Source organism: Phenylobacterium sp. (genome assembly GCF_046290725.1).
In the GTDB taxonomy this organism is placed as follows: Bacteria; Pseudomonadota; Alphaproteobacteria; order Caulobacterales; family Caulobacteraceae; genus Phenylobacterium.
Map to the genome: position 1 here is coordinate 1 of NZ_JBKBUH010000002.1, position 26,648 is coordinate 26,648.

The 26,648-nt window shown below is 69.9% G+C and carries 27 protein-coding genes; 9 read left to right on the forward strand and 18 right to left on the reverse strand.

Translation table 11 applies throughout. The annotated features are described in order from the left end of the window. Window positions 1-96: 96 nt before the first annotated feature. Window positions 97-654, forward strand: a complete 558-nt coding sequence (locus ACK41C_RS11150; protein WP_409654010.1) for a DUF1003 domain-containing protein — start codon at window positions 97-99, stop codon at window positions 652-654. Next, window positions 651-1,184 carry an HIT family protein gene (locus ACK41C_RS11155; protein ID WP_409654013.1) on the forward strand — a complete coding sequence of 178 codons (534 nt, stop codon included), beginning with the start codon at window positions 651-653 and terminating at the stop codon, window positions 1,182-1,184. The genes ACK41C_RS11150 and ACK41C_RS11155 overlap by 4 nt, the downstream gene beginning before the upstream one ends. Before the next feature lie 23 nt (window positions 1,185-1,207). On the opposite strand, the gene ACK41C_RS11160 is transcribed toward ACK41C_RS11155, so the two are convergent. The 8 genes from ACK41C_RS11160 to ACK41C_RS11195 all read right to left on the reverse strand — a co-directional run bounded on the left by ACK41C_RS11160 (window position 1,208) and on the right by ACK41C_RS11195 (window position 9,068). Then, window positions 1,208-1,945 carry a class I SAM-dependent methyltransferase gene (locus ACK41C_RS11160; protein WP_409654015.1) on the reverse strand — a complete coding sequence of 246 codons (738 nt, stop codon included), beginning with the start codon at window positions 1,943-1,945 and terminating at the stop codon, window positions 1,208-1,210. A gap of 81 nt (window positions 1,946-2,026) precedes the next feature. Next, window positions 2,027-3,934, reverse strand: a complete 1,908-nt coding sequence (locus ACK41C_RS11165; RefSeq protein WP_409654018.1) for a BCCT family transporter — start codon at window positions 3,932-3,934, stop codon at window positions 2,027-2,029. A gap of 123 nt (window positions 3,935-4,057) precedes the next feature. Next, window positions 4,058-4,465 carry a VOC family protein gene (locus ACK41C_RS11170; protein WP_409654020.1) on the reverse strand — a complete coding sequence of 136 codons (408 nt, stop codon included), beginning with the start codon at window positions 4,463-4,465 and terminating at the stop codon, window positions 4,058-4,060. 114 nt (window positions 4,466-4,579) lie between these two features. Then, window positions 4,580-5,080 (reverse strand): hypothetical protein, encoded by a 501-nt coding sequence (locus tag ACK41C_RS11175; RefSeq protein WP_409654022.1) that lies wholly within the window; start codon window positions 5,078-5,080, stop codon window positions 4,580-4,582. Continuing rightward, window positions 5,077-6,249 carry a TonB family protein gene (locus ACK41C_RS11180; protein WP_409654025.1) on the reverse strand — a complete coding sequence of 391 codons (1,173 nt, stop codon included), beginning with the start codon at window positions 6,247-6,249 and terminating at the stop codon, window positions 5,077-5,079. The genes ACK41C_RS11175 and ACK41C_RS11180 overlap by 4 nt, the downstream gene beginning before the upstream one ends. Further along, window positions 6,246-6,608 (reverse strand): BlaI/MecI/CopY family transcriptional regulator, encoded by a 363-nt coding sequence (locus ACK41C_RS11185; protein ID WP_409654028.1) that lies wholly within the window; start codon window positions 6,606-6,608, stop codon window positions 6,246-6,248. Before ACK41C_RS11185 ends, ACK41C_RS11180 begins: the two co-directional genes overlap by 4 nt. 77 nt (window positions 6,609-6,685) lie before the next feature. Further along, entirely contained in the window at window positions 6,686-8,053 is a 1,368-nt protein-coding gene (locus tag ACK41C_RS11190; protein WP_409654031.1) for an FAD-binding oxidoreductase, read from the reverse strand. A gap of 55 nt (window positions 8,054-8,108) precedes the next feature. Next, window positions 8,109-9,068, reverse strand: a complete 960-nt coding sequence (locus tag ACK41C_RS11195; RefSeq protein WP_409654034.1) for a GlxA family transcriptional regulator — start codon at window positions 9,066-9,068, stop codon at window positions 8,109-8,111. A gap of 80 nt (window positions 9,069-9,148) precedes the next feature. Here ACK41C_RS11195 and ACK41C_RS11200 point away from each other — a divergent pair, with 80 nt between their 5' ends. Continuing rightward, complete coding sequence (locus ACK41C_RS11200; protein WP_409654037.1) at window positions 9,149-9,874, forward strand: DJ-1/PfpI family protein; 726 nt, start codon at window positions 9,149-9,151, stop codon at window positions 9,872-9,874. Here ACK41C_RS11200 and ACK41C_RS11205 read toward each other — a convergent pair. The 4 genes from ACK41C_RS11205 to ACK41C_RS11220 form a co-directional block, all read right to left on the reverse strand. Continuing rightward, a complete protein-coding gene (locus tag ACK41C_RS11205; RefSeq protein ID WP_409654040.1) occupies window positions 9,837-11,537 on the reverse strand; it encodes an ATP-binding protein in 1,701 nt (566 codons plus the stop codon). The two genes, ACK41C_RS11200 and ACK41C_RS11205, sit on opposite strands and share 38 nt — an antisense overlap. A 68-nt stretch (window positions 11,538-11,605) precedes the next feature. Beyond that, the gene (locus tag ACK41C_RS11210; protein WP_409654043.1) at window positions 11,606-11,815 is read right to left on the reverse strand and encodes a hypothetical protein; all 210 of its coding nucleotides are present in this window, start codon (window positions 11,813-11,815) and stop codon (window positions 11,606-11,608) included. A 41-nt stretch (window positions 11,816-11,856) separates the two neighbouring features. Next, entirely contained in the window at window positions 11,857-12,708 is an 852-nt protein-coding gene (nadC, locus tag ACK41C_RS11215) for a carboxylating nicotinate-nucleotide diphosphorylase (protein ID WP_409654045.1), read from the reverse strand. Continuing rightward, a complete protein-coding gene (locus tag ACK41C_RS11220) occupies window positions 12,705-13,322 on the reverse strand; it encodes a TetR/AcrR family transcriptional regulator (RefSeq protein WP_409654048.1) in 618 nt (205 codons plus the stop codon). The genes nadC and ACK41C_RS11220 overlap by 4 nt, the downstream gene beginning before the upstream one ends. Window positions 13,323-13,369: 47 nt before the next feature. Between ACK41C_RS11220 and ACK41C_RS11225 the strand changes: the two genes are divergently transcribed. After that, on the forward strand, window positions 13,370-13,963 hold the full coding sequence (locus tag ACK41C_RS11225) for a hypothetical protein (RefSeq protein WP_409654051.1): 594 nt from the start codon (window positions 13,370-13,372) through the stop codon (window positions 13,961-13,963). Here ACK41C_RS11225 and ACK41C_RS11230 read toward each other — a convergent pair. The 3 genes from ACK41C_RS11230 to ACK41C_RS11240 all read right to left on the reverse strand — a co-directional run bounded on the left by ACK41C_RS11230 (window position 13,951) and on the right by ACK41C_RS11240 (window position 19,104). Then, a complete protein-coding gene (locus ACK41C_RS11230; protein WP_409654053.1) occupies window positions 13,951-15,462 on the reverse strand; it encodes an L-aspartate oxidase in 1,512 nt (503 codons plus the stop codon). The genes ACK41C_RS11225 and ACK41C_RS11230 overlap by 13 nt on opposite strands. A gap of 10 nt (window positions 15,463-15,472) precedes the next feature. Beyond that, window positions 15,473-16,555 carry a quinolinate synthase NadA gene (gene nadA / locus ACK41C_RS11235; protein ID WP_409654055.1) on the reverse strand — a complete coding sequence of 361 codons (1,083 nt, stop codon included), beginning with the start codon at window positions 16,553-16,555 and terminating at the stop codon, window positions 15,473-15,475. 203 nt (window positions 16,556-16,758) lie between these two features. After that, window positions 16,759-19,104, reverse strand: a complete 2,346-nt coding sequence (locus ACK41C_RS11240) for a PAS domain-containing protein (protein ID WP_409654058.1) — start codon at window positions 19,102-19,104, stop codon at window positions 16,759-16,761. 223 nt (window positions 19,105-19,327) lie between these two features. Between ACK41C_RS11240 and ACK41C_RS11245 the strand changes: the two genes are divergently transcribed. Beyond that, window positions 19,328-20,446 (forward strand): cell wall hydrolase, encoded by a 1,119-nt coding sequence (locus tag ACK41C_RS11245; RefSeq protein ID WP_409654061.1) that lies wholly within the window; start codon window positions 19,328-19,330, stop codon window positions 20,444-20,446. A 4-nt stretch (window positions 20,447-20,450) separates the two neighbouring features. On the opposite strand, the gene ACK41C_RS11250 is transcribed toward ACK41C_RS11245, so the two are convergent. From ACK41C_RS11250 to ACK41C_RS11260, 3 genes are all read right to left on the reverse strand, one after another. Continuing rightward, a complete protein-coding gene (locus ACK41C_RS11250) occupies window positions 20,451-20,936 on the reverse strand; it encodes a GNAT family N-acetyltransferase (RefSeq protein WP_409654064.1) in 486 nt (161 codons plus the stop codon). A gap of 95 nt (window positions 20,937-21,031) precedes the next feature. Next, window positions 21,032-21,214: a CsbD family protein gene (locus ACK41C_RS11255; protein ID WP_409654068.1), complete on the reverse strand. Its 183-nt coding sequence runs from the start codon at window positions 21,212-21,214 to the stop codon at window positions 21,032-21,034. 45 nt (window positions 21,215-21,259) lie between these two features. Next, a complete protein-coding gene (locus tag ACK41C_RS11260; RefSeq protein ID WP_409654071.1) occupies window positions 21,260-21,850 on the reverse strand; it encodes a TetR/AcrR family transcriptional regulator in 591 nt (196 codons plus the stop codon). Between the two features lie 95 nt (window positions 21,851-21,945). Here ACK41C_RS11260 and ACK41C_RS11265 point away from each other — a divergent pair, with 95 nt between their 5' ends. From ACK41C_RS11265 to ACK41C_RS11280, 4 genes are all read left to right on the forward strand, one after another. Then, window positions 21,946-22,296, forward strand: a complete 351-nt coding sequence (locus tag ACK41C_RS11265) for a CC_3452 family protein (protein WP_409654074.1) — start codon at window positions 21,946-21,948, stop codon at window positions 22,294-22,296. A gap of 210 nt (window positions 22,297-22,506) precedes the next feature. Further along, window positions 22,507-24,174: an energy-dependent translational throttle protein EttA gene (gene ettA / locus ACK41C_RS11270; protein WP_409654077.1), complete on the forward strand. Its 1,668-nt coding sequence runs from the start codon at window positions 22,507-22,509 to the stop codon at window positions 24,172-24,174. 91 nt (window positions 24,175-24,265) lie between these two features. Next, window positions 24,266-25,546: a calcium-binding protein gene (locus ACK41C_RS11275; protein WP_409654079.1), complete on the forward strand. Its 1,281-nt coding sequence runs from the start codon at window positions 24,266-24,268 to the stop codon at window positions 25,544-25,546. 95 nt (window positions 25,547-25,641) lie between these two features. Beyond that, window positions 25,642-26,643 (forward strand): calcium-binding protein, encoded by a 1,002-nt coding sequence (locus ACK41C_RS11280; protein ID WP_409654082.1) that lies wholly within the window; start codon window positions 25,642-25,644, stop codon window positions 26,641-26,643. Window positions 26,644-26,648: the final 5 nt, after the last annotated feature.

A 26,648-nucleotide genomic window follows, 5' to 3' on the forward strand; every position in this document is an offset into this window, starting at 1 on the left:
CTGGGTCGGGCTGGTGGGGGGGGCCACCCCCTTCCCCCCCCCCCGGCCCGCGCCGAAGCTTCCCCGCCGCACCCTGCGGCGCGGGAGATTCGGGTGATGAGCGAGACCGAACGGCGCGCGGAGCTGGCCCGGACACTGCTCGGGCCGGCCTATGACGATCTGACCCCGATCCAGCGCAGCGTTATCGACCTGATCGCCACCGAGGCGCCCAGCGGGCTCGACCCCTTGCTGCGCGCCGACGACCGCAGCTTCTGGGAGCGGCTGGCCGACAAGGTGGCGGCGGTGGGCGGCTCCTGGACCTTCATCTTCGGCTTTGCCGCGGCCATGGCGCTGTGGACCGGCTGGAACGTGCTGGCCAGTCGCGCCGGGATGGCCTTCGACCCCTATCCCTTCATTTTCCTCAACCTGGTGCTCTCGACGCTCGCGGCCGTCCAGGCGCCGGTGATCCTGATGAGCCAGAACCGGGCCGCAGCCCGCGACCGCGCCGCAGCCGAGCACGACTATCGGGTGAACTTGCGCGCCGAACTGGAGATCATGCACCTGCACGACAAGCTCGACGCCCTGCGCCAGGAGGACATGGCCCGCCTGATCGCCCGCCAGGGCGAAATGCTGGACGCCCTGCGCACGGAGATCGCGGCGCTGCGGCGGGGGTGAGCGCGGTGGAGCTGGAGCCGGAGCCCACGCCGCCCCGCCAACCCTTCGACATGGAAGACTATGTGCGGAGGATCACGATGGGGCCGTGCTTCATCTGCCGGATGGCCGCCGGGGATCCGGACTACGCCCATCATGTGGTTTATGAAGACGACTTCGCGGTCGCTTTCCTCAACAAGCACCCGACCCTGACGGGCTACACCCTGGTCTGCCCGAAGGCGCACCGGGAGCAGATCGGCGGCGGCGACCTGAGCCTCGACGAGCATCTTCGCTTACAGGCTGTGGTCTATGCGGTGGCCGAGGCCCTGCGCCGCGTGTTGCCTACTGAGCGGGTCTATGTGCTCTCCCTGGGAAGCCAGGCGGGCAACCGGCACATCCACTGGCACGTCGCGCCCCTGCCTCCGGGCGTGCCGCTAGAGGACCAGCAGTTCGCCGCTCTGGACGTGACGCGGGGAGTTCTCGCGCAAAGCGAAGCCGAGATGGCGGATCTCGCGCGCAGGATCGTCGGGGAGTTGCGGTTCGTTGGGGAATGACGGCGGCTAAAGGGCTGAACACCTCAGGCGTAGCCGACCCAGCCGCGCCAGGTGAAGGCGGCATAGAAGAGCGCCACGTCGGTGAAACCGGCTGCGTTCAGGACCGCTTCGTCCTCCTCGGGACTGAACATGTACCGGCTGGCCGAGACGGCGGCGCGGGCGGCCTCGACCTGCTCCGGATCGGCGCCGGAGGCGAGCGCGAAGGCCGCGTAGCGCGACAGCCACGCCTCGCGGGCGCCCGGCTCCTGGGGAAAGCTCGCGTGAGCCACCACGCAAGGCGCGCCGGGACGCAGGCGGGCGCGAAGGGCGCGGGCGGTCTCCACGCGGGCCTCGCGGTCGAGAAAGTGCAGGGTGAGCAGGCAGGTGGCCGCGTCGAAGGGGCCGGGCGGCGCGTCGTCGATATAGCCCTGCACCAGCTCGATCCGCTCGGCGTACGGGGCGGCGGTCTTCGCCGCCAGGGCCAGCATCTCCGCGGCGGGATCGACGCCGACAAAGGTCCAGTCCGGCCAGGCTTCGGCCAGGGCCTTGAGCTCCAGCCCTCCGCCGGCGCCCAGAACCAGGACGCGTGCGGCCGCCGGCGCCCGCTCGGCGAGAAGAAGCCCGCTCATGCGGTGCAGCGCCGCAAGGCCCGGCGTGTAGCGCGGGGGCCCCTCTACATAGCGGGCCACGGCTTGGGGGTCGGAGAAGGACTGCAGAAAAGTCTGGGAGCTGTCTTCAGGCGGGACGGGGGGCTGCGCCTGTGAAGGCTGAGGACTGGTCATCGGGCGCATCTCCACGTCTTGGATATGTAATATTATAACATCTCCGTTGATTCAACGGAGTCGCGGCGCCGCGAAGCGCGCCTAGGCGGACCGCCAGACGTGCAGGCGGTCCATGACGTCGGCGATGAGCTGGTCGCGGGTGAAGCCGGTGACGTCCCGTGGCCGCCCGCTCTCCTCCAATCCCGCCGACAGCCGCCATTCCATCGTCCGGCGACGCTCCGGCGCGTCCAGGGCGGTCAGGGCGGGACGGGGCCGTTCGCGGGCGAGGAGGCGATAGCGGAAGGCGCGTCCGTCGGCCGCCTGGGCCAGCAGGCGCAGGCCGGCGTCTTCGCGGGTCAGTTCGGCCGCCATGCCCTGGTCGGCCAGCGCCTGGCGCACGGATTCCAAGGCGGGAACGCCTGTGCGCTCGATCTGCCGATCAATATCGCGGCGGCTGGCCGGCGCGAGGATCCGCTTCAGCTGCTCGGCCAGCGGCGGACCTTCTGTTTCGACGGCGCGGCCGACGAGGTCGGCGTTCATCTGGCGGACGAGCCCGACCGCCAGCACGATCATGATGACGGCGAAGGGCAAGGCCGCGACCAGGGTCGCGGCCTGGAGCGCGCTCAGCCCGCCGGCCAGAAGCAGCAGCGCCGCGGCCAGACCTTCCAGCGAGCACCAGTAGACGCGTTGCCAGCGCGGCGTCTCGTCCGCGCCCCCCGAAGCGATCGTATCGATCACCAGCGAGCCGGAGTCGGCCGAGGTCACGAAGAAGACCGCCACCAGCGTCACCGCCAGGGTGGAGGTGATCGCGGCCCCGGGCAGCTCGGCGAAGAACCGGAAGATGGCCACCGACAGGTCGGCCGCCACGGCGTTCGAGATCGCGCCGGCGGCGCCGCCCATGTCGAGGGCGATGGCCGTGTTACCGAAGACCGTCATCCAGAGGAAGGTGAAGCCGGTCGGGACCAGCAGTACGCCGATCACGAATTCCCGCACCGTTCGGCCGCGGGAGATGCGGGCGATGAACATGCCGACGAACGGCGACCAGGCGATCCACCAGGCCCAATAGAAGAGGGTCCAGTTCGCCATCCAGCCCCGCGGCTCGTAGGCGTAAAGATTGAAGGTGCGGATGAAGAAGTGGTCGAGATAGAGGCCGAAGTTCTGCACCAGCGCCTTCAGCAGGAAGGCGGTCGGCCCGACCGCCAGGACGAAGAGCATGAGCAGGACCGCCAGCGCCAGGTTCAGCTCCGACAGGCGCCGGATCCCCCTGTCGAGGCCGGTCAGCACCGAGATTGTCGCGGCGGTCATGACCAGGACGATCAGCGCCACCTGCACCGAAACCGTGTTCGGAAGGCCGGTGAGGTATGCGAGGCCGCTATTGATCTGGGACACGCCCAGGCCCAGCGAAGTCGCAATGCCGAACAGGGTGCCGCAGACGGCGAACACGTCGACCACGTCGCCTATGGGCCCGTCGATCCGCCGCCCCAGCAGCGGCGAGAGCCCCGAGCGCAGGGTCAACGGCAGGCCTTTCCTATGGGCGAAATAGGCCAGGCTCAGCCCAACCAGGGCGTAGATAGCCCAGGCGTGCACGCCCCAGTGGGTGAAGGTGATCACCATGGCTTCGCGGGCGGCGTCGAAGGACTTCGGCGCGGCCTCCGGAGGGCTTGCGTAGTGCTGGATCGGCTCTGCGACCGCGAAAAACATGAGGCCGATGCCCATGCCGGCGGCGAACAGCATGGCCAGCCAGGAGAGGTAGGGGAAGTCAGGCTCGGAGTCGTCCGGTCCCAGCTTCAGCGCTCCTGTGGGGCCGAAGGCGACGAACAGGATCAGCAGCAGGAAACCGGCCACCGCCGCGATGTAGAACCAGCCGAAGGTGTCGATCACCCAGCCCTGCGCGGCCTGAAACAGCCGGTCCGACTCGCCGGGCGCGGCGACCGCGAGCGTCAGCAGCAGCCCGGCGATCAGGCTCGCGCCCCAGAAGACGCGCGGGTTCATCTGGGTGCGTAGAGTCATGGACGGCGCGAGCCCCTGGGCTCGGTTCTTAGCAGGGTCATCGCAGCAGCTAACGCCGAGGATCGCGCCCGTATCCTCAGCTCCAGCCTGCGAGCGCTAAGGCCTTAGCTTCCGGCGCCCCCCTCATCCCTCCGGGGCTTCGTACAGCATGATCCAGTTGCCGACGGTGTCGTCGAAGGTGGCCATGGCGGGCATGGCGGCGTCGCCGACGCTGGGCGGGGCCTTGAAGGCGACGCCGGCGGCGGCGAGGCGGCGGTGTTCGGCCGCGAGGTCGGCGACCTCGAAAGCGGTGAGGGGAACGCCATTCTCCTTCAGCGCCTGCTGATAGGCCTTCACGAACGGGAAGCCGTTGGGTTCGAGCGAGATGCGCGCCCCGTCCGGGTGTTCGGCCGGGGCCAGGGTGATCCAGCGCGGCGCGCCCGGCGGGCCGACCGCCACGTCCTCCTTGACCACGAAGCCCAGTTTGTCGCGGTACATGGCCAGGGCCTTCTCCTGATCCTCGACGATGATCGAGACGAGGGTGACCTTCATGGCTGGCGCTCCTGCGGCGTCTTTGAATTAAACCAGTGGGTTTATTATTAGTCCGAACGGAAACGGTCAACCAAAAGGTTTTGCTTCTGAAATTGGAGCCTCCGGCTTAGGGCTTCAGCGGCCGGCGGCGGTCGCGCCCGTCGCGCGGAGCAGAGGATCGAGGTGGGTACGGCGATCAGCGTCGAAGAGGATGGGCGCGCGACTGCGGAGACCGGCGGCGATCCCAGCTTCCGCTGCTACGGCGGCCGGGCAGGCGCCGTCGGGCCTGAGCGGCGCTTCGCCCTCGGCCGTGTCGGCAAGCTTCTCGACTTCGGCGACCGTGCAGGCGAACAGGCCGGTCATGGAGACGAAGCAGACCTGACGCTGGACGAAGGTCTCATAGCGCCACCGGCACAGGTCGCTGCCGTCCGGGGAATCCTGTGGCCGTAAAACGAGGGTGGCGCCCGAGATGAAGGCGGCTTGGCGCAGCAGAGCGTCCTCGCGCCGAACCCCTTTGGTTAGGACCAGCGCTACGTCGCGGCCGGCGACGATCTCGGCCTGTTCTCGCCGGCTCAGGACCACCGGTTCCGAGGGTGGCGGGACGATGGGATCCGGCGGCAGGTCGGGGAGGATCATTCGGCCGGAATCCTGAAGAGCATCGGAATGCGGACACGACTACCGGCGACTGGCCGACCGTCGCGGGCCAGCGGAGCCATCCGGAAGTCGCCGGCCATCCTCAGCGCCGCCTCGCCGAAACCAGCGGCGGCGGGCGCCTCGCGCAGGACCTCGCAATCGACCAGCAGGCCCTGGGCGGAGACCGCGCAGCCGATCACGGCCTGGCCTTCCAGGCGCTGGGCGAGGGCGGCGGGAGGATAGGCGTGGGCGACATCCGCCGGTCCGGGGCGCTCCATCCAGTCCGGCGCAGCGACAAGAGGGAGGTCGGGTTTCGGCGGTTCCGGCGCGGCCTGAAGCGCCCAGGCGGCGCCTGCGCCGCCGAGACCGAACAGGCCCACCAGGGCGAGGCCGGCGAGCCGGCGAGCGGAGGTGGGCAAGGGCGCGGCCAGCATGGCGATCCTCTCCTTCAATGGGTGGCGGGTGGTGGGCGGCCAGCGACAGCCCAGGGGCAGGGGGTGGGCGGCGAGCTGCGTCTTAAGCAGCGCCTCGGCATAGAGCCGCCGCCTATGCGGCGCTTCCGCCAGCACGGCGGCGTCGCAGGCCAGTTCCTGGTCGATGCGCATGATACGGACGCCCAGATGGATCAGCGGGTTGAACCAGCAGAGGCAGAGGAGCGCGGCGGCCAGGGCGTTTGCGGCGGCGTCGCCGGAGGCGAGATGCGCGCGCTCATGGCTGAGGATCACCTCGCGTTCCTCGGGCGAGAACCGGGCTTCGAAGTCCTTCGGGGTGACGATCCGCGGCGACAGCAGGCCGACCACGGCGGGGCCGGCGCGACCGGCGCGCGCCTCCGACAGGAATCGCCGTTGGTGCGCCGCCATCGCGGCGAAGGCGATCAGAGCCCCGCCGGCCCAAAGGGCGAGGAGTTGCGCAGGGAGCCAGGGAGCGTCCTTCACCATGACCTCGGCGACAGCGCCGCTCGCCGAGAGCACGACGGGGCTGAGCAGCGTCGGGCTCTGCGGCTCGGGCAGCAGGCAGGTGGCCGCAGCGAATAGAGGTAGCGTCCAAAGGGCGTAGGCGACGCGGGCGCCGAAAGCCCGGCGCACCGGCTGGCGAAGGAGGAGCGTCGCCGGCACGCCGGCGGCGAGCAGGAGGTTGGCGCAGCCGAGGAGAAGGAGAATCTGTTCGGTCATGGATCGAGCTCGGCGATGATCCGCTTCAGCTCCGCCACGTCCTCGGGCGAGAGCTTTCGGGCCTTCGAGAAATGGCTGACCAGGGGAGCCACGCGGCCTTCGAACAGCCGGTCGATCAGGCCCGCGCTCTCGCGCGCCACCCAATCACCGCGCTCCAGGCGGGGCCGATAGAGATAGCGCCGCCCATCGCGTTCGGCCTCGATGGCCTTCTTCTTCAGGAGCCGGTTGATAAGCGTCTTGACGGTGGCTTCGCTCCAGCCCTGCGCAGGGCCGACATCGGCGGCGATCTGCTCGGCCGAGCGGGGGCTGTCCCGCCAGAGGGCTTCCATCACCAGGCTTTCGGCGCCGCTGATCCGCATGAGTATTTACATCCGTAATCGTCGTCACACGATTACGAGTGTAATCAGTTCTGTCAAGGCCCGACTTGGTCGCTGCTTCACCCCACGATCTTGCCGGGGTTGAGCTGTCCCGCGGGGTCGAGGGCGGCCTTTAGGATGCGCATCAGGGCGATCTCCGGCGGGGTGCGGGAGAGGGGCAGGAGGGCGCGTTTGCGCAGGCCGACGCCATGCTCGGCCGAGACCGAGCCGCCGAGCTGGGCGAGGGGCTCGTGCACGAGGCGGTCCAGGGCCTCGTGGGCGCCGGGCGGCACGGCGCCGACGATCAGGTGCAGGTTGCCGTCGCCCAGATGGCCGAACACCCAGAGCGGCGCCTCCGGCAGGAGTTCCGCCAGGGCCTGACGCACGCCGTTTACATAGCCCGGCATGTTGCGGATCGGCAGGCTGACGTCGAAGGCGGCGACGGGGCCGTGGCGGCCGGTCTGGCCCACGTCGTCACGCAGGGCCCAGAGGGCGTCGATCTCCGCGCCGGAGCGGGCGATGGCGGCGTCGGCGATCAGCCCGTCCTCCAGGGCCCCGGCCAGCGCCGCCTCGAACCGGGCGGGGTCGTGGACGGGATCGCCGCCCAGGCTCTCGGCCAGGACGTAGAAGGCGTGTCCGGCGGGCAGGGGCGGGCGGCCGAGCGCCGGCGGCTTGGTCACCAGGGCGTAGAAGTCCGGCCACATGGCCTCGAACGCCGAGAGCGTTCCGCCGAGATCGGCTTCCAGCCGCCGCAGCAGCCGGGGCAGGGTCTCGAAGCTCGCCACCGCCAGCAGGGCGGCGGAGCGGGCGGCCGGCTGCGGGCGCAGGCGCAGGACGGCGCGGGTGACGACGCCCAGCGTGCCCTCCGCCCCGATGAAGAGCTGCTTCAGGTCGTAGCCGGTGTTGTTCTTCAGGAGGCGGTTGAGGGCCGGCAGGATCGTCCCGTCGGGCAGGACCGCCTCCAACCCAAGAACCTGGTCGCGGGTCATGCCATAGCGCAGTACACGGTTGCCGCCGGCGTTGGTGGAGATCATGCCGCCGAGGGTCGCCGAGCCGCGGGCGCCCAGGTCCAGCGGCAGGAAGAGGCCCGCGGCCTCCGCCGCCTCGCAGGCCTTGGCGAGGGGACAGCCGGCCTGCACGACCATCAGGCACTGGGCGGCGTCGATCTCCTCGACCGCGTCCATCCGCTCCAGGCTCAGCGCCAGGGCGCCCTCGGCATAGGCGCCGCCGGCCAGGCCGGTGCGCCCGCCCCAGGGCACGACGGGGACCTTGGCCTCCGCGGCGGCGCGGACGACGGCGGCGACGGCCTCCGTGCTGCGCGGGCGGGCGATCGCCAGGGGCCGGCCAAGCGGGCCCCAGAAGCTGAAGGCCGCCTCCGCCGCCGCCTCGCCGGTCGCCAGGTCGTTGGGGGCCAGGATCGTTTCCAGCCGCCGCATCAGCTCGGTCATGCGCGCCTCCTGTGGGGAATGTGCGCCAAGCCGGCCGCCGTGCGGTTGATGCAGGTCAAGCTGCGGCGCCGAGCTCCCCTCGCGCCGTGCGACGCAAGGCCTGAGGCGGCTGGCCGAAGGCGCGGATGAAGGCTCGGCGCATGCGTTCAGGGTCGCCGAAGCCGGCGGACTGGGCGATGCGGTCGATGGGCTCAGCCGAGCCCTCCACCCGCTCGCGGGCGGTCTCAAGGCGCAGGCGCTCCACGGCCTTGGCTGGCGTCAGGCCGGTCTCGGCCGTGAAGGCGCGGGCGAAATGGCGGGGGCTCATGGCGGCCTTGTCGGCCAAGCGCTCGACGGGCAAGGGCTCGGCCAGGCGCTCCCGCATCCAGTCCAGCAGCTCGGCGAAGCGGCCGCCCTGGCCGCCCATCTCGATCAGGGCCGAGAACTGCGACTGGCCGCCCGGGCGACGGTGATAGACGACCAGTTGCTGGGCGGTCCGCCGGGCGACGTCTTCGCCCAGGTCCTCGCCGATCAGCGCCAGGGCCAGGTCGATGCCGGCGGTGATGCCGGCCGAGGTCCAGATGGAGCCGTCGCGGACGAAGATGCGGTCGGCTTCGAGCTTCACCTTCGGATAGCGGCGGGCGAAGTGGGCGCTGCGGGCCCAGTGGATGGTGGCGCGCCGCCCGTCGAGCAGGCCGGCCTCGGCCAGGACATAGGCGCCGGAGCAGACGCTGGCGACGCGGCGGGCTGTGGCGGACGCCCGGCGGACGAAATCCAGCACGCCTTGGTCGATCGCCGGCCCCCGCGTGCCCTCGCCGCCGGAGATCAGCAGGGTGTCGAGCCGCTCGGCCACCATGGGGGCGGCCTGCATGGCGACGCCCGAGGAGGCGGCGACGAGACCCGGCGTCGGGGCCATGGGAACAAGCTGGTAGGCGCCCGGCGTGAGGCGCCCGGCGATCTCGAAGGCGGCGATGGGGCCGGCGACGTCGAGAATCTGGAAGTCGGGGAAGATCAGCAGGCCGATGCGACGGGTCATGGCTATTTTCGAGGGAATAACGTCATTTCGGCCAGAGGCTAGGTCGGCCATCCTGCTTCCGTCAAGCACAGGAGCCGACGATGGCGCAGACCGAAATCCTGATCCCCCTCTATCCGGGCGTGACCCACCTGGACTTCACCGGGCCGCAGCAGGTGCTGGTGCGCCTTCCGGGCGCCCGGGTGACCGTCGCCTCCCTGGGCGGCGCCGATATCGAGGCCGACGGCCTGATCTTCACAGGGCTGGCGGACCTGGCGGCGGTCGAGCGCTGCGACATGCTCTGCGTGCCCGGCGGGTTCGGGACCACGGAGGCCATGCTGGACGAGGCCTTCATGGCCGAGATCCGGCGGCTGGGGGCCGGCGCCACCTATCTCACCAGTGTCTGCACCGGCTCGCTGATCCTGGCGGCGGCCGGGTTCCTCAAGGGGCGCCGGGCGGCCTGCCACTGGGCCTGGCGCGAGCTTCTGGTTCCGTTCGGCGCGATCGTCGATGAGGCCCGCGTGGTGCGTGACGGCAATATCATCACCGGCGGCGGCGTGACGGCGGGTTTGGATTTCGCTTTCGTCGTGGCTGCGGAGCTGGCGGGCGAGCCGGTGGCGAAGTCCATTCAGCTCGGCCTGGAGTATGCGCCTTCCCCGCCCTTCGAATGCGGCCGGCCGGAGATCGCCGATCCGGTGATCCTGGCCGCCATGCGCCAGATGATGGCGGCGGCCGGCGCCGACCGCATCGCCGCAGCGGAAGAAGCCGCTCGTCGGCTGGAGTCGGCCTTGGTCAGCCGGCGAGCACCCGCAACAGCTCCTGTGGGCTGATCGGCTTGCTGAGATAGCCGTCGAAGCCGAGCGCCAGCAGGCGCTCGCGCTCGCCGGCCATTGCGTCGGCGGTCAGGGCCACCACCGGCACGGCGGCGAACGGGCTTCCGCTGGCGCGGATCGCCGCCAGGGCCTGATCGCCGCTCATGCCCGGCATGTGGATGTCCATGAAGACGAGATCGAAGGGCGCGCGGGAAAGCGCCGCCAGGCCTTCCCGTCCGCCGGGCGCAGTCTCCACCTCCACGCCAAGCGCTTCGAGCAAGGCGCGGGCGACCTCGCGGTTGGCGGCGTTGTCGTCGACCACCAGAACCCGCACGGAGCGGTCGAGCAGGGCGGCCTCCGCGCGAGGTGGGGCTTCCGCCGGCGGCGCGCAGGCCGGCAGGGGCAGGGTGAGGGTGAACCGGGAGCCTTCGCCCAGGCGGCTCTCGACGGCGATGTCGCCGCCCATCAGGCGAGCGAGCTGGCGGGAGATGGCGAGCCCCAGGCCGGTGCCGCCGAAACGCCGCGCGATGCTGGAATCGCCTTGGACGAAGCCCTGGAACAGGCGCGCCTGGGTCGCCTCGTCCATGCCCGAACCGGTGTCGGCGACGACGAAAGCGACGAGGCCTGGCGTCGCGCCAGGAACAATGGAGACGCGCACCTCGCCCGTCTGGGTGAACTTGATGGCGTTGGAGACGAGGTTCATCAGGATCTGCCGCAGGCGGGCCGGATCGCCCTCCACCCATCGCGGGGCGACGGGGTCGATCTCGCAGATTAGGCGCAGGCCCTTCTCCTCCGCGGCGGTTTCCCAGAGCGTCGCGACCTTGGCGAGTTTGAGCTCCAGGTCGAAGGGCTCCCGTAGGATGTCGAGCCGCCCGGCTTCGATCTTGGCCAAGTCCAGCACGTCGTTGAGGATGGCCATCAGGCCTTCGCCCGATCTCAGCAGGGTGCGGACATAGTCGCGCTGGCGGCCGGTGAGGCGGGTGGCCTCCAGGGCGTGCGCCATGCCCAGGACGCCGTTCATCGGCGTGCGCAGCTCGTGGCTCATCATGGCCAGGAACGCGGACTTGGCCCTGTTCGCCTCCTCGGCCGCCTCGGCCTGGCGGGCGAGTTCGGCCTGGGCCTCGGCCAGGGCGCGGGCGGCTTCGACATTGCGGCGGGCGGAGACCGTGGCGTAGGCGGCGCAGACCAGCACCCCGAACACCGTCATCGCCTGCTGGGGAGCGGCGAAGCGCGGGACGAGCAGGGGGGTGGCGACCATCACCACCATGACCGGGGTGCTGAGCACGATCCAGGCGAACCGGGAGCGGTAGGCGTGGCTGATGGCGTTGACCAGCAACGAGGCCCAGATCAGCAGGGCGATGAAGGCGGTTCCGGACGCGGAGGCGCGCCAGAAGAGGACGCCCAGCGCCAGCCAGACGAAGTTGCCGGCGAGAGTGGCGGCCAGATAGGCGCCGCGCCGACGGGCGTCGATGGCCGCGCCCCGGGCGTAGGGCGTCGTCGTCAGCCAGTTGACGAACTCCGCAAGGGCGAGCGCCGCGCCCCAGGCGAACGCTGTGGATAGGCCGAGATTCCAGGCGACTAGGGCCGCCACTACGACGGCCACCGCCCCGCGGGCGGGGGCGAGCTTGCGCGCGGCGAGTGCGAGCTCGTCGAACCCCTTGTCGTACGCTGGAAAACTCATGCTGCGCCCGCGAGAAACGGGCGCAACATGAGGGCATTAGGGAAAATTTGGCTTAACGCTCAGCCGCCTCAGCGATCCTGCTGATGCCCCTGATGATGGGTGTTCTGCCAGGTGTTCCCCTGGCGGCCCTGGCTGCGCAGGTTGACGTCGTCGTCGCCGGGCTGGTCGGACTGCAGGCCGGTGGTCTCGTCGCGGCGGCCCTGGGTGGATCCGGTGATCTCCGGCTTCTGGCCTTTGAAGGCGCGTTGTTCCGGCGGGATCGGCGGGGCTTTCGACATGGGATGCTCCTTCCGTTGGGAAGGGAACCCCGGCCGGGCGGCTATGTTCCGAGCGCGTCGAGGCCGATGTCGAGGACCGGCGCCGAGTGGGTGAGCGCCCCGACGCTGATCACCTCCACCCCGGTCTCGGCGATGGCGCGGACGGTGGAAAGGTCGACGCCGCCGGAGGCTTCCAGCACGGCGCGGCCGGAAGCCAACGCCACGGCGCGCTTCAGGTCCTCGATGGAGAAGTTGTCGAGCATCACCACGTCGGGGTCGTGGCGCAGGGCTTCCTCCAGCTGATCCAGGCCGTCGACCTCGACCTCGACCTTCATCAGGTGGCCGGCGAAGGCTTTGGCGCGACGCACGGCCTCGCCCACCCCGCCGCAGGCGGCGACGTGGTTGTCCTTGATGAGGATGGCGTCGTCCAGGCCGAACCGGTGATTGACGCCGCCGCCGCAGCGCACGGCGTACTTCTCCAGGTGGCGCAGGCCGGGCGTGGTCTTGCGGGTGTCGGCGATGCGCGCCTTCGTGCCCGCCACAGCGTCCACATAGGCGCGGGTGAGGGTGGCCACGCCGGAGAGGCGGCCCAGCAGGTTGAGGGCCGTGCGCTCGGCGGAGAGCAGCGCTCGGGCGTTTCCTTCGATCCGCGCGAGCACGGCCCCGGGGGCCACGGCCTGGCCGTCGGCGGCCAGGGTGTTGAAACGGGCCGAGGGATCGAGGGCGGCCACCGCCAGCCGCGCGCAGGCCAGCCCCGACACCACGCCGGCCTTCCGAGCGCCGAAGGTGGCGGCCAGGCGCGCCTGTGGATCCAGGCAGGCCATGGCGGTGACGTCGCCGGCGCGGCCAAGGTCCTCCGCGAGGGCGCCGCGGACCACCGGCTCGATCAGGAGGTCGGGAAGGGGTTCAATCATGCGCGTTTGCTCGCCGCTTCGTAGGTGACGCCCGCGAGGAAACCGCGGATCAGGGTGAGGGTGGCGTTGCGGACCTCGCGGCTCGCCGCCGCCGGGTCGGCGGCCACAGCGATGCGCAGGGCGCCCTGGACGAAGGCGCCGAAGACGAGGTGCGACAGGGTCGGTACGATCTCCGGCTCCAGAAGGCCGGCCTCGGCCAGGTGGCCCATGGCGTGGGCGATGAGGCCGATGCAGACAGGTTCCTGCAGGGCGATCCACTGTTCGAAGCCGAGCACCGAGGGGCCGTCGATCAGGAGCAGGCGGCGGGCGTCGGTGGCCTCATAGGCGTCGAACATCTTGGCGCCGCCGACGATGATCTCCTCTAGCGGATGAGGACTTTCGGCCATGGTGGAGAGGTCGACATAGCGCGCTACGTCGGCCATCACCGCCTCGCAAGCGGCGCGGAAAAGGTCAGTCTTGTCCTTGAACTGGTAGTAGACGGCGCCCTTGGTCAGTCCCGCCGCAGCGGCGACTTCATCAACAGAAACAGCCGCATAGCCGTTCTCCGCAAACAGCCGGCGGGCTTGGGCGACCAGGCGGTCGCGGTTTGTGAGCGGCGTGGCGCTTGACATCATACTCTCGGTATGGGGATCATACCGTCGGTATGACAAGGGGCTCGGCCATGCGCATTCCGACCTGGACCATCGTCGCCGGCGCCGCGGCTGTCGCGGTTCTGCTGGGCGTGACCTGGATGACCGCGGCCGGCGGATATGGCGAGGAGGGCGCCGCCGCCGGAGCACGGATCACCGCGCGATGGTCGTTCGTCTGGTTCCTGGCGGCGTGGAGCGCCTCGTCCCTGGCGAAGCTGTGGCCTGGCGGCTGGCGCGCGACGCTCCTGCGGCGGCGGCGGGCGGTGGGCCTCGCCTTCGCTGCAAACCACTTCGTGCACCTCGGCTTCGTGCTGACGGCGGTGCTGGGCTTCGGGCTGGAGCGCTCCGCCGCGACCCTCGTCGGAGGGGGAGCCGCCTATCTGCTGGTGGCGGCCATGGCGGCGACCTCCAACGACGCTGCGCAGCGTTGGATGGGCCTCGGCCACTGGCGGCTGCTGCATGCCGTCGGCGGCTGGGTGGTGCTGCTGATCTTCACCAACAGCTACGCCGGGCGGCTCATGACCAAGCCGGAGCTGGCCGCGCCGGCGCTGGCCCTGATCGCGACGGCCCTGATCCTGCGGGCGGCCGCGGTCCTGAAGGGTCGGCTTGCGCCTCAGGCCGCCTGACACGCCGCGGCGTCCTTCGGCGAGACGAAGGTGCGGGCGGCCTCTTCCGCCGGGGCCGGGTGATCGGTGCGGAAGTGGGCGCCGCGGCTTTCGCGGCGCTCCAGGGCGCAGGCGGCGACCAGGCGTGCGGCGATCAGCGCTGGCGCGCGACCATAGCGGGCGGTGAGCGCATCGATCTGCTCCACAAGACGCACGAGGCCGGTCGCTTCCCGCACCACGCCGGCCTCGAGGCTCATGGCCTGCCGAAGAGGCGCGAGGGCGTCGGAGGGCAGGACTGGAGCGGGCGCAGCCTTGAGCAGACGGCCGGAGGAGGTCTGAGCCTCGCGCGCGGCGGCGCCCGCGCGACGCCCGAAGACCGCCGCCTCGAGCAGGGAATTCGAGGCCAGCCGATTGGCGCCGTGGACACCGGTGGAGGCGCATTCTCCGGCGGCGAACAGGCCCGCAAGCCCCGTGCGGCCTTCGGCGTCGGTGACGATCCCGCCCATATGGTAATGGCAAGCGGGCGCGACCGGGATCGGCTGGACGCGCGGGTCGATTCCGCCCGACAGGCAGGCGGCGAACACCGCGGGGAAGGCGTCGGGGAAGTGATCGCCCACCGCGGCCCGGGCGTCGAGGAAGGCGCCGCGGCCGGCCTCGCGCTCGGCATGGATGGCGCGGGCCACCACGTCGCGCGGGGCGAGTTCGGCGTCGGGATGGTAGCGCGCCATGAAGGCCTCGCCGTTCCCGTCGATCAGGCGGGCGCCCTCGCCGCGCAGGGCCTCGGTGGCGAGCGGGGCGGGATCGCGGCCGATGTCGATGGCCGTGGGGTGGAACTGCACGAACTCCGGATCGGCGATCGTCGCGCCGGCCAGGGCGGCGAGGCCCAGGCCCTCGCCCAGCAACTCGGGCGGGGTGGTGGTGACCGCATAGAGGCCGCCGACGCCGCCCGTGGCGAGGACGGTGGCGGGGGCCAGGATCTCCACCAGCCGGCCGGCTTCTTCCACGAGCGCGCCGCGCACGCGGCCTTCGGCGTCCTGCAGGAGAGCGCGCAGGCGCATCCCCGACCGGATCGTCACATGCCGGGAAGAGAGGGCGGTCTTGACCACCGCTTCCATGATGGCCCGGCCGGCCTGGTCGCCCTTCACCCGGGCCACCCGCGAGCGGGAATGCGCGGCTTCAAGGCTGGTCGCAAAGGCGCCGTCCGCCTTGCGGTCGAAGGGCGCGCCCAACTCGGCGAGCTTGCGGACCGCGGCCGCGCCTTCCTCGGCCAGCAGCCGGGCCATGGCCGGATCGACCAGACCCGCGCCGGCCGCCACGGTGTCGGCCGCGTGCAGCGCCGGATCGTCGTCCTCGCCGAGCGCCGCGGCCATGCCGCCCTGAGCCCAAGCGGACGAGCAGCCGTGGTTCACAGGCGCGCCGGTCAGGACCAGCGCCTTTCGCGGCGCGGCGGCCAGGGCGGCGGACAGGCCGGCCAGGCCGGCGCCCACGATCAGGACGCCGTCGTGTTGGATGCGGTCCATGCGGACCTCCTCAGATCAGCTCGACGTCGACGTGGTGGCGCGCCTTGACCAGGTCGTAGCGGGCCGGGATCGCGGGCGGAGGCAGGTCGACCATGCGCTGGACGGCCAGACGCGCGCGCTCGGCGATGGCGGGATCCACCGTCACCTCGTAGCGGTCGTGCAGGAGGGCCTCGTAGATGTTCTCCAGGCTGATCCGCTTCATGTGCGGGCAAAGGTTGCAAGGGCGCACGAACTCGGTGTCCACCGCATCCGCCGCCACGTTGTCGGCCATGGAGCACTCGGTGATCAGCACAACCCGCTTGGGCTTCTTCTGCAGGACATAGTCGTTCATCGCCGCGGTGGAGCCGGCGAAGTCGGCCACCTCTAGCACCTCGGCCGGGCATTCGGGATGGGCCAGGACCTCCGCGCCCGGATAGGCCGCCTTCAGGTCCAGGATGTCCTGGGCGTCGAAGCGCTCGTGCACCTCGCAGCGGCCTTTCCAGGCGATGATGCCGACCTTGGTCTGGCGCGCGACATTGCGGGCGAGGAACTCGTCCGGGATCAGGATCACCCGGTCGACGCCCCATTCCCGCGCCACATGCTCCACCACCTGCACGGCGTTGGCGCTGGTGCAGCAGACATCGGTCTCGGCCTTCACGTCGGCCGTGGTGTTGACGTAGGTGACCACCGGCAGGCCGGGATAGCGTTGCTTGATCAGGCGCACATCCGCGCCGGTGATCGAGGAGGCGAGGGAGCAGCCGGCGCGCAGGTCCGGGATCAGCACCTTCTTCTCGGGGCTGAGGATCTTGGAGGTCTCGGCCATGAAGTGAACACCCGCCTGGACGATCACCGCCGCGTCCGAGCGCGCGGCCTCCTTGGCCAGGGCCAGGCTGTCGCCCACGAAGTCCCCGACGCCGTGGAAGATCTCCGGCGTCATGTAGTTGTGAGCCAGGATGACGGCGTTCTTTTCACGCTTCAGCCGATTGATTTCGGCGATCAGCGGGGCCTGGAGGCGCCACTCCATCGGCGTGACGTGGCGCTTGACCTTCTCCCACACGGGCAGGGTGGCGGTTTCCACCGCCGGGGTGAAGGCGAATTGCGTACCGTCGGCCATGGCGTCCTCCTTATGCTCAAATTGAGCATTTCCTAGGCCTCAAAAAACGCCGTGGGTCTTCTCGGCGTCCCCATCGGCGTCAGATATGCTCAAAACGAGCAAAACCGATGACTGTCATATAGACCGATGTTCGCCCCGCGACAAGGCGCGAGTTTCGAAGGCTCTCCTTTTCCTCCCCGTGAAAGGGGGAGGGATAGACGGCCTCACCCCGCCTCGACCGCGCGCTCGATGGTCTGGGCGAGAGCCTCGGCGGAGTACGGCTTGCGCAGCAGGGGCCAGGGAGTCTCTTCGGCGGGGCCGAGGGATTCCCCGGTATAGCCGGAGGAGAGGATCACGGGCAGGCCCGGGCGCATGGCGACGGCCTCCCGGGCGAGGTCCACGCCGGTCTTGTCGCCCGGCATGATGAGGTCCGTCAGGAGGAGGTCGAGGGCTTCGCCGCCCCGCAAGATTTCCAGAGCCGGGGTGACGCCCGAGGCGCGGAGGACCTTGTGGCCCAGTTCCTCCAGCATGGCCGCGATCATGTCGCCGACGTCGGGATCGTCCTCCACCAGCAGGACCTTCAGCGACGCGTTCGATGCAGGCGCAGTAGGCGCCCGCGACGGTTCGGCGAGCGGAGCGGAGTCTTGGACCCGGGGCAGGTAGAGGCGCACCGTCGCGCCGCGCCCGGGAGCGGATTCAATGGCCACGCCGCCGCCGCTCTGGCGCACGAAGCCGTAGACCTGGGAGAGGCCGAGGCCCGTGCCCTTGCCGACTTCCTTGGTGGTGAAGAACGGCTCGAACACCCGCGCCATCACCTCCGGCGCCATGCCGACGCCGGTGTCGTGGACGCAGAGACGCACATAGGCGCCGGGTGCGGTTTCGGGAACCTGGCCCTCGGCCAGCTCGCAGGCGGCGGTCTCGATGCGGATCGCGCCGCCGTGGGCCGTGGCGTCGCGCGCGTTGACCACCAGGTTCATCAGCGCCGCCTCGAACTGGCCGGGGTCGACCATGGCCGTGGCCCCCTCGGCGCTGGGCCGGACCGAAAAGGCGACCGCCTCGCCCACAGCGCGTCGCAACAGGGGCTCGGCCTCGGCGACCAGCTCGTCCACCCGCACCGGCTGCGGGTTCAGCGCCTGGCGGCGGGAGAAGGCCAGTAGCTGCTGGGTCAGGCGCTCGCCCCGGCGGGCGGCGCCGAGCGCCGCCTCGATCATCCGATCCCGCCGGGCTGCGTCGGCCGGATGGCGCTGGATCAGGTCGAGCGCCCCGATGACCACGGTCAGCAGATTGTTGAAGTCGTGGGCCACGCCGCCGGTGAGTTGGCCTACGGCCTCCAGCTTCTGGGCGTGGCGCAGGGCGGCTTCGGCCTCGTCCCGCTCGGCGAGCGCGGCCTGCACCCGCTCCGCCAAAAGGTCGTTGATGCGCTGCAGGTCGGCCTGCGCCTGCTTCGCCTCGGTCACGTCGAACCCGATGCCGATGAAGCCGATGAAGGCCCCTAGGGGGTCGTAGCGGGGCTGGGAGATCGAGCGGACCCAGCGCCACTGGCCGTCGGCGCGCAGGTAACGTGCTTCGAGCTCGAAGAGCTTTCGCGAGGACTCGCCGGCGATCTGCTCGGCGAGGATCCGGTCGAGGTCGTCGGGATGCAGGCGCTTGCGCCAGTCGAAGGCGATGGCGGTCTCATAGGGCTCGCCGAGGAAGTCCACATAGGCGCGGTTGGCGAATTCGCGCTTGCCGTCGCTGCGCGAGACCCACATCAGCACCGGCGCGGAGTCGGCCAAGGCGCGGAACCGCGCCTCGCTCTCGCGCACCTGCTCCTCGGCCACGTGCCGGTCAGTGACGTCGATATTGACGCCGACGGCGTGGCGCGCGCGGCCGGTCTCGTCCACCTGCACGTCGCCGCGGGAGAGCAGCCAGCGCACCTGGCCGTCGGGATGGACGACCCGGTACTCCACCGGGTCCATGCGGCCGGTCTTGAGGGCGCGGACGTTGTTCTGGCGCACCCGTTCGCGGTCCTCGGGATGAATGACCTCCAGTAGGGCGCGGATGGTCGGGCGGGTGGACGGGTCGAGGCCCAGGTTCTTGTAGAGGGTCGGCGACCAGCGGCCGACGTCCTGATCGACATCCCACGACCAGGGGCCGACGCCGCCGGCGTTCTGGGCGGTTTGCAGGTGCGCCTCGCTGGCGTCGAGGGCGGCCTGGGCCTCGCCGAGCCGCAGAAGGTTTTCGCGCAGGGCGCCTGCCACCAGCACGGTGACCGCCGCCGAGATCAGGAAGAGCACCAGGGCCGCCTGGCGCGAAATGGTTTCGGCCAGGATGGTGTCGACGGTGAAGCTGAGCGCGACGACCGCGGCCAGGGTCGCCCACCCCCAGCGCTGGCCGGCATAGAGGGTGGCCAGGATGAAGGCCGGGAACTGGGCGGTGGAGAGGCCGAGCGCGCCGTCCCAGCCCAGGAAGGCGCCGCGCAGGACCGCTGCGACCGCCATGGCGCCTAGGCTGACGGCGAGCGCCCGGTGGAAGGGCGGCGAACGCCGCGGCACGAACCTCGCCCAGAGCGCGGCGGGCTTTATCGGCACGGCTGGCCCCCCGGAATCGCCGATCCTTACGCGGACGGTTGCGGGAAGCATGAGCGGGTCCCAGGGCCTGTGCAACACTGGATATCGTCACAGCCCATCCCCATTTGCGCCGCCGGAGCGGCCGAGCGCGGCCGGTTTCCTGTGCACAAGTTCATTTTGCCGGGGAGGGAGCTTGGCCTATTTTCCCGGCCCGCAAACCTTTGGGAGCTCGCGCCTGACACGCTTGGCGACCCTCATTCGGCCCCGCGTCATAGGGGCGGCGACGGCCGCGCTGGCCTGCGCGGTCGCGGCCTGGGCCTCGGCCTCGACCTATCTGGGCCGGGGCGGCGGGCCCGCGCGCCTGGACGCCGCCCTGGCCGGAGACCTGTCGGGGGAAGGCCTGACGCGCCTGACCGGCCGGATGGATCCGGCGATGCTGAGCCTGGCCCAACGGCACGACCCGGATCCCAAGGCGGACTTCTGGGGCCGCCCGGCGGGTTGGGCGACCCTCGATCTCGAAGCCTTGCCGGATCTCGGTTTCGGGGCCGCGCCCGACGCCACCGCCCGGCAGATCAACGCCCTCCGCCCCTTTGCCGAGGTCCCCATCCGGCCGATGGCGCCCTTCCGGATGTCGCTTTCCGACGCGGATGGCCGGCGGGCGCTGCAGTGCCTGAGCGAGGCCGTCTACTACGAATCCGCACGTGAGCCCGCCCTGGGGCGCGAGGCCGTGGCCCAGGTGGTGCTGAACCGCGTGCGCCACCCCGCCTATCCCAAGACTGTCTGCGGCGTGGTCTATCAGGGCTCGGCGCGAACCACCGGCTGCCAGTTCAGCTTCACCTGCGACGGCTCGCTGCGATGGGCGCCAGAGCCCCGGCTGTGGCGCGAGGCGCAGGCCATCGCAGGTCGGGCTTTGTCGGGCTACGTGGCCGAAAGCGTCGGCTCGGCCACCCACTATCACGCCGACTATGTGGCCCCTTACTGGGCGCCGACCCTGGTGAAGCTGAAGCAGATCGGTCTGCACATCTTCTATCGCTGGACCGGGCCGTCGGGAGAGCCGGCCGCCTTCACCGGCCGCTACGCTGGCGGCGAGGCCTATATCTCGCCGGCGATCCTCGGCGGGAGCGATCCCCGGACTCAAGGGCTGTTCGAGCCGTCGGCGCCTGCGCTGCGGCAGGTGACCTTGGCCGTGGGCGGCGAGACGCGCACCTATGCGGTGGCCGAGGCTGCGGCCGATTTCCCGACGCCCGGCGCCCTCAACGCCTCGCGACGCAAGCCGACGCCGGAGGAAATCCGCAAGATCAACGAGGCCTTGGCGGCGCTGGAGGCCGGCGAGGACGCGGCCGCCCGCGCGGCTACCGATTGAGCCGTCAGGCGCCGAAGGCGTCGGGATAGGCGACTGTCAGGGGCTCGTCCAAGGCTCCAGGCTCAAGCGCGAGGGCCATGAAGGCGGGGTTGCCGGAAAACGGCGAGCGGAGTCTGGCCGCCGCTCCGGTCGAGAAGCCGAACTTCGGATAGTAGGCGGGATGGCCCAGCACCACGACCGCATGGGCGCCGAACTCGCGCGCCGTCTCCAGGGAGGCCTCGGTGAGGCGCTTGCCGAGGCCCGAGCGCTGCCGGTCCGGCCGGACAGCGAGAGGCGCCAGGGCGGCGTAGAGATTGGCGCTGTCCGCCCAGAGCCGGCTGAAGAGGATATGGCCGAGAAGCTCTCCGGCCTCCTCGGCCACCAGTTCGAACACCACATCGCCATCGCTGCGAAGGCGTTCCACCAGTTCGGCCTCGGTGCTCTGCCCGAAGGCGGCTTCGACGACGGCGAAGATGGCCGGGTGATCGGCGGGGCGGACGTGGCGGATCATGTGTGGACTTTAGGCGCTCCGCACGCCGCCGTCTCCTCGCCGCCGCGCCGAGCCACCTCTTAGATCGCGCCGACGGCCCCCGGCTACGCGGCGCCTCAGTGCTTCAAGGCGTCCCGGGCGGCTTCCTTCACGTTGCCGACGCCCTTCTGCACCTTGCCGGCGACCTGATCGCCCTTGCCTTCGGCGCGCAGCTTGTCGTCGCCGGTCATCTTGCCCGCGGTTTCCTTCACGGAGCCCTTGGCGTCCTTCATCGAGCCTTTGACGGTGTCCTTGTGCATGGGAAGTCCTTCCTTGGTTGCTTCCCAAAACTACGCTTGAACGCGTCAGGCGTTCCGTTCGAGACGATCGAGGAGGGCCGCGAACGCCGCCTGGGCAGCCGCCTTGGCGTTCTTGTCGCCCAGCATCCGAAGGGCGTCGGAGTGCCCCAGGGTGAAGCTCTTCATCTGGAACGCAGCCCCCGCGGCGTCCTCTTCGGACAGGGGCGGGTCGCGGAGCGCCTGCAGTTCCCGGGCGAGCGTCCGGCGCCACTGACGCACACGCTTGTGCAGCAGGTCGCGCAAGGGGCCGGGCTGGTCGTCCAGTTCGACGCTGGCGGCGTAGATCAGGCAGCCGCCCGCGGCGTTCTCCACCTCCTGCCAGTCCAGCCACCGCTCGAAGATCGCCTCCAGGCGCGCGCGTCCGGCGGGAAGAGCCTGGGCCGGCGTCCAGACGAAGGCGACGAAACGGTCGAATGCCTGATCCAGGGCGGCGAGTTCCATCGCCTCTTTCGACTCGAAGTGCTTGAAGAGGCCGCTCTTGGACAGGCCCACGGACTGGGCCACGTCGCCCAGGCTCACGGCGCCGAAGCCCTTCACCGCGGCCTGGCGCTGGGTCTCCTCCAGGATCCGCTGCCGGGTCGCATCGCCCTTACGCAATGGCCAAGCCTCCCGTGCTTGACAGAAAGTGACCGATCATGCTCTTTTTCGTTCAGTTACCGATCGTGCTCTTTTTAACCTCCCCGAGGCACATTATGCAAATCCACTCGATGTCCCTGGCCGCCTGCGCGGCCCTGATCCTCGCCACGCCTGCGGCGGCGCAGACCTATCGCAGCGAAGCCCGCCTGGCCGCGCCGGCCGCCGCCCCCGCCGCGGTCACGGTGAGCGGCGTGAGTTGGCGCTGCGAAGCGGAGTTCTGCATCGGCACCGCCCAGCACCGCACCATCGACTCCTTCATGAAGGAGTGCCGCCGGACCGCCGAGGCGGTGGGGCCGCTGGCCTCCTTCGCCAGCCGTGGCCGGGCCATGAGCCCGCGCGACGTCGCCACTTGCAACCGCCTCGCAGGCAAGACGGTCGAGGCCGAAAGCGCTCTGGCCGAAAAGTAGGTCGCCTTCCTGGTTCCTCCCTTGCGAAGCGGGGGAGGAAAAGACGCCGCCGGCTTTTCTTCTCTCCGACTCCCTCAACTTGCGCCGTCCGCCCTGCTTGCTCGGGCGGGCGGCGTCTTTGTCGCGGCGGCGTTGCGCATACGCGCCCGGGCCGCTATCTGCTGCCGCAAATTCCCCTTCATCCGAGACCGAAGCGAGCGCGGACGCCCGATGGCGCAGCAGTACATTTTCCAGATGCAGGGCCTGACCAAGGCCTATCCCGGCGGCAAGAAGGTGTTCGAGAACATCTGGCTGTCCTTCTATCCGGACGCCAAGATCGGCGTGGTCGGGGTCAACGGCTCGGGCAAGTCGACCCTGCTGAAGATCATGGCTGGGATCGACAAGGAGTTCTCGGGCGAGGCCAAGGCCGCCGACGGCGTGAAGATGGGCTACCTGGAGCAGGAGCCCCAGCTCGACGACCAGCTCAACGTGCTCGGCAACGTCATCTCCTGGTGCGAAGAGAAGAAGATCTTCGACCGCTACAACGAGATCGCCGCCCAACTCGGCGAGGACTATTCCGACGAACTCATGGAGGAGATGACCGCCCTCCAGGAGAAGATCGACGCCGGCGACTTCTGGGACATCGATTCCAAGGTAGAGATGGCGATGGACGCCCTGCGCTGCCCGCCTGACGACTGGACCGTGGACAACCTCTCCGGGGGCGAGAAGCGCCGCGTGGCCCTGGCCCGGCTGCTGCTGTCGAAGCCCGACATGCTGCTGCTGGACGAGCCCACCAACCACCTCGACGCGGAGTCGGTGGCGTGGCTGCAGCATCACCTGGAGGCCTTCCCGGGCTGCGTGATCCTGGTCACCCACGACCGCTACTTCCTCGACCAAGTGACCAAATGGACGCTCGAGCTCGATCGTGGGCGGGGCATCCCTTACGAGGGCAACTATTCCGCCTGGCTGGAGCAGAAGACCAAGCGGGTCGTCCAGGAGCAGTCCGAGAGCGAGGCGCGCCAGCGGGCCATGACCCGCGAGCTGGAATGGGTGCGCTCCAACCCCAAGGCCCGCCAGGCGAAATCCAAGGCGCGTCTGGCGGCCTATGAGAAGATGGTCAGCGAGCAGGAGAACGCCCGCCAGGCCCAGACCTTCGCCACCATTCAGATCCCGCCCGGCCCGCGCCTGGGTAATGTGGTGCTGGAGGCCGAGAACCTTTCCAAGGCCTATGGCGACAAGGTGCTGTTCGAGAACCTTTCGTTCAAGCTGCCGCCGAACGGCATCGTCGGCGTGATCGGCCCGAACGGGGCGGGCAAGTCGACCCTGTTCCGGATCATCACCGGTCAGGAGCAGCCGGACGCTGGGACCTTCCGGGTCGGGGAGACGGTGAAGCTCGCCTATGTGGACCAGACCCGCGATGCGCTGGATCCCAACAAGACCGTCTGGCAGGAGATCTCCCAGGGCCTTGACGTGCTGGCCATCGGCAAGCGTGAGATCAATACGCGCTCCTATGTCGGCTCGTTCAACTTCAAGGGCGGCGACCAGCAGAAGAAGGTGGGGCAGCTCTCCGGCGGGGAGCGCAACCGCGTGCACCTGGCCAAGACGCTGACCGAAGGCGGCAACGTCATCCTGCTGGACGAACCGACCAACGACCTGGACATCGAGACCCTGCAGAACCTGGAAGAGGCCCTGGAGGACTTCGCCGGCTGCGCCGTGGTCATCAGCCACGACCGCTGGTTCCTGGACCGCCTGGCCACCCACATCCTGGCCTTCGAGGGCGACAGCCACGTAGAATGGTTCGAGGGCAACTTCGAGGCCTACGAAGAGGACAAGAAACGCCGCTTGGGCGCAGACAGCCTGATCCCGCACCGGATCAAGTTCCAGAAGTTCTCGCGGTAGAGCTTGCCCGGAAGGGTAGACTCAGGCGCCCCAGACCCGCCATGATGGCGCCGCGCCTCCAAGTGCGGCGTTGGGGAATTGGGGGGGCGATATGGGCGCGCAGTTCGTCACGACGGCGGATAACGAGACCCTGATCGGGACCTCGGCCAGCGAGACGCTGGTCGGCGGATCGGGCGACGACGAGATCCAGGGCGGCGGCGGTGACGACAGCCTGGCCGGCGGGGCCGGCGACGACCTGATTTACGGCGGCGACGGCGCCGACACCATCGATGGCGGGCCGGGCGTCGACATCGTCGTGCTCGACGAGGCTCATCGGGTCCTGAACGTCTGGCTGAACCAGCCCGCGCCGCTAGGGCATATCCGCGTCGACAATGCGGAATTGGTGCTCCTGGGTGACGGCGGCTCGCACGTCCGCGGCGGCGTGACGGACGATTTCGTGATCGGCGGCGCCGGCGGGGACACTCTCGAAGGAAACGCGGGTGACGACATCCTCGCCGGGAGCCTGGGGGACGACCTGCTGGTCGGCGGGGCCGGCGACGACATCCTCGATCCAGGCCATGGCAACGACACTCTCGACGGCGGCGCGGGCTCCTTCGATTACGCTGACTTCTCGGCCTCCAACGTGCCTCTGCGGATCGATCTGCGCATCATCGACGTGCAGGACACCAATCTAGGGCGGCACAAGCTCACGGGGGTCGAAGATCTCGGCGGTTCGGCCTTCGCCGACACTCTGACAGGGGACGCCAATTCGAACCTTTTCGAGGGCTGGGGCGGAAACGACCAGCTCTTCGGCGGCGCCGGCGACGATTTTCTCTATGGCCACGGCGGCGACGACTTCCTCCGCGGAGAGGAGGGCGACGACGTCTTGGCCGGCGGCGACGGCTTCGACGACATGCATGGCAATCAGGGGAACGACACTCTAAGCGGCGGCTTCGGCGACGATTGGGTGGTCGGCGGCCAGGGGAACGACCTTGTCTCCGGCGACGGCGGCTTCGACATCGTGCATGGCAGCAAGGGTGACGACACCCTGCTGGGCGGGACCGGCGGCGACACCCTGCGCGGCGGGCAGGAGAACGACAGCCTGTCGGGCGGGGACGGCGACGACTGGCTCTCGGGCGATCGGGGATCCGACACCATCTCCGGCGGAGCGGGGGCCGACACCTTCCACTTCTTCAAGGGCGCCGGCCTCGACCGGGTGATCGACTTCTCCTACGGCCAGGGCGACCGGGTGGTCTTCGAGACCCCGGGCGTGGCCTACACCCTGCGCCAGGAGGGGGAGGACACCGTCGTCGACCTCGGCGACGGCGACACCCTGGTGCTGGTGGGCGTGCAGCTCTCCAGCCTGCCGGCCGGATGGATCCTGAATGGCTGAGGTCAGGTGGCGCTTGGCCGTTAACCACAATTGAAGGTTGTGCGGGTGGCGTTGCGGCCTTATGGCGCAGGTGGAGATTTTCGGGGGCGACGATCATGGCTGTTTTCACCGCAGGCTCGAGCTACGGGCTGGACTTCGACGGGTTCGACCTGCTGTCCCTGGTCGCCGGGGACGTTACGGTCGCCAACGGGACGACGATCAGCACCAGCGACTCCGGCCTGACGGACACCTTCACCGGATCCTTCCAGTACAATACGGCGGGTGAGCTGATCGGCGGGACGATCACCGGCATCAGCCAGACCTTCCTGGGGCAGACGACCTATACCCTGACCGGGTTTGCGCCGATCTCGGTGGCGACCTTCCTCGGCTGGGTGGCGACGAACGCAAATCTGACCGCGATGAACACCATCTTCGGCGGTAACGACGTCATCACCGGCTCTCCCTTCGAAGATCTGATGAGGGGCTTCGGCGGCGCCGACACCATCGATGGCGGCGGCGGCGACGACGAGCTGTTCGGCGGCGCGGGTGACGACTTGATTCGGGGCGGAGCCGGTCGCGACTTCATGCGCGGAGAGACCGGCGCGGACCTGATGTATGGCGGCGCCGAGTTCGATGACATGCACGGAAACCAGGGCGCCGACACCCTCTATGGCGAGGGAGGCGATGACTGGGTGGTCGGCGGCCAGGACGGGGACCTGCTCTATGGCGACGCCGGTATCGACATCGTCTACGGGAACATGGGCGCCGACACCCTGTTCGGCGGCCAGGATCGCGACTTCCTCCGCGGCGGCCAGGACAATGACAGCCTGAGCGGCGAGGCGGGCGACGACTGGCTCTCGGGGGACCGAGGTTCCGACACCATTTCCGGCGGGGCGGGGGCCGACACCTTCCACTTCTTCAAGGGCGCCGGCCTCGACCGGGTGGTCGACTTCTCATACGCCGAGGGGGACCGGGTGATCTTCGAGACGCCGGGCGTGGCCTACACCCTGCGCCAGGAAGGGGCGGACACCGTCATCGACCTGGGTGGCGGCGACACCATGGTGCTGGTGGGCGTGCAGCTCTCCAGCCTCCCGGCCGGGTGGATCCTGAACGGCTGATCCGG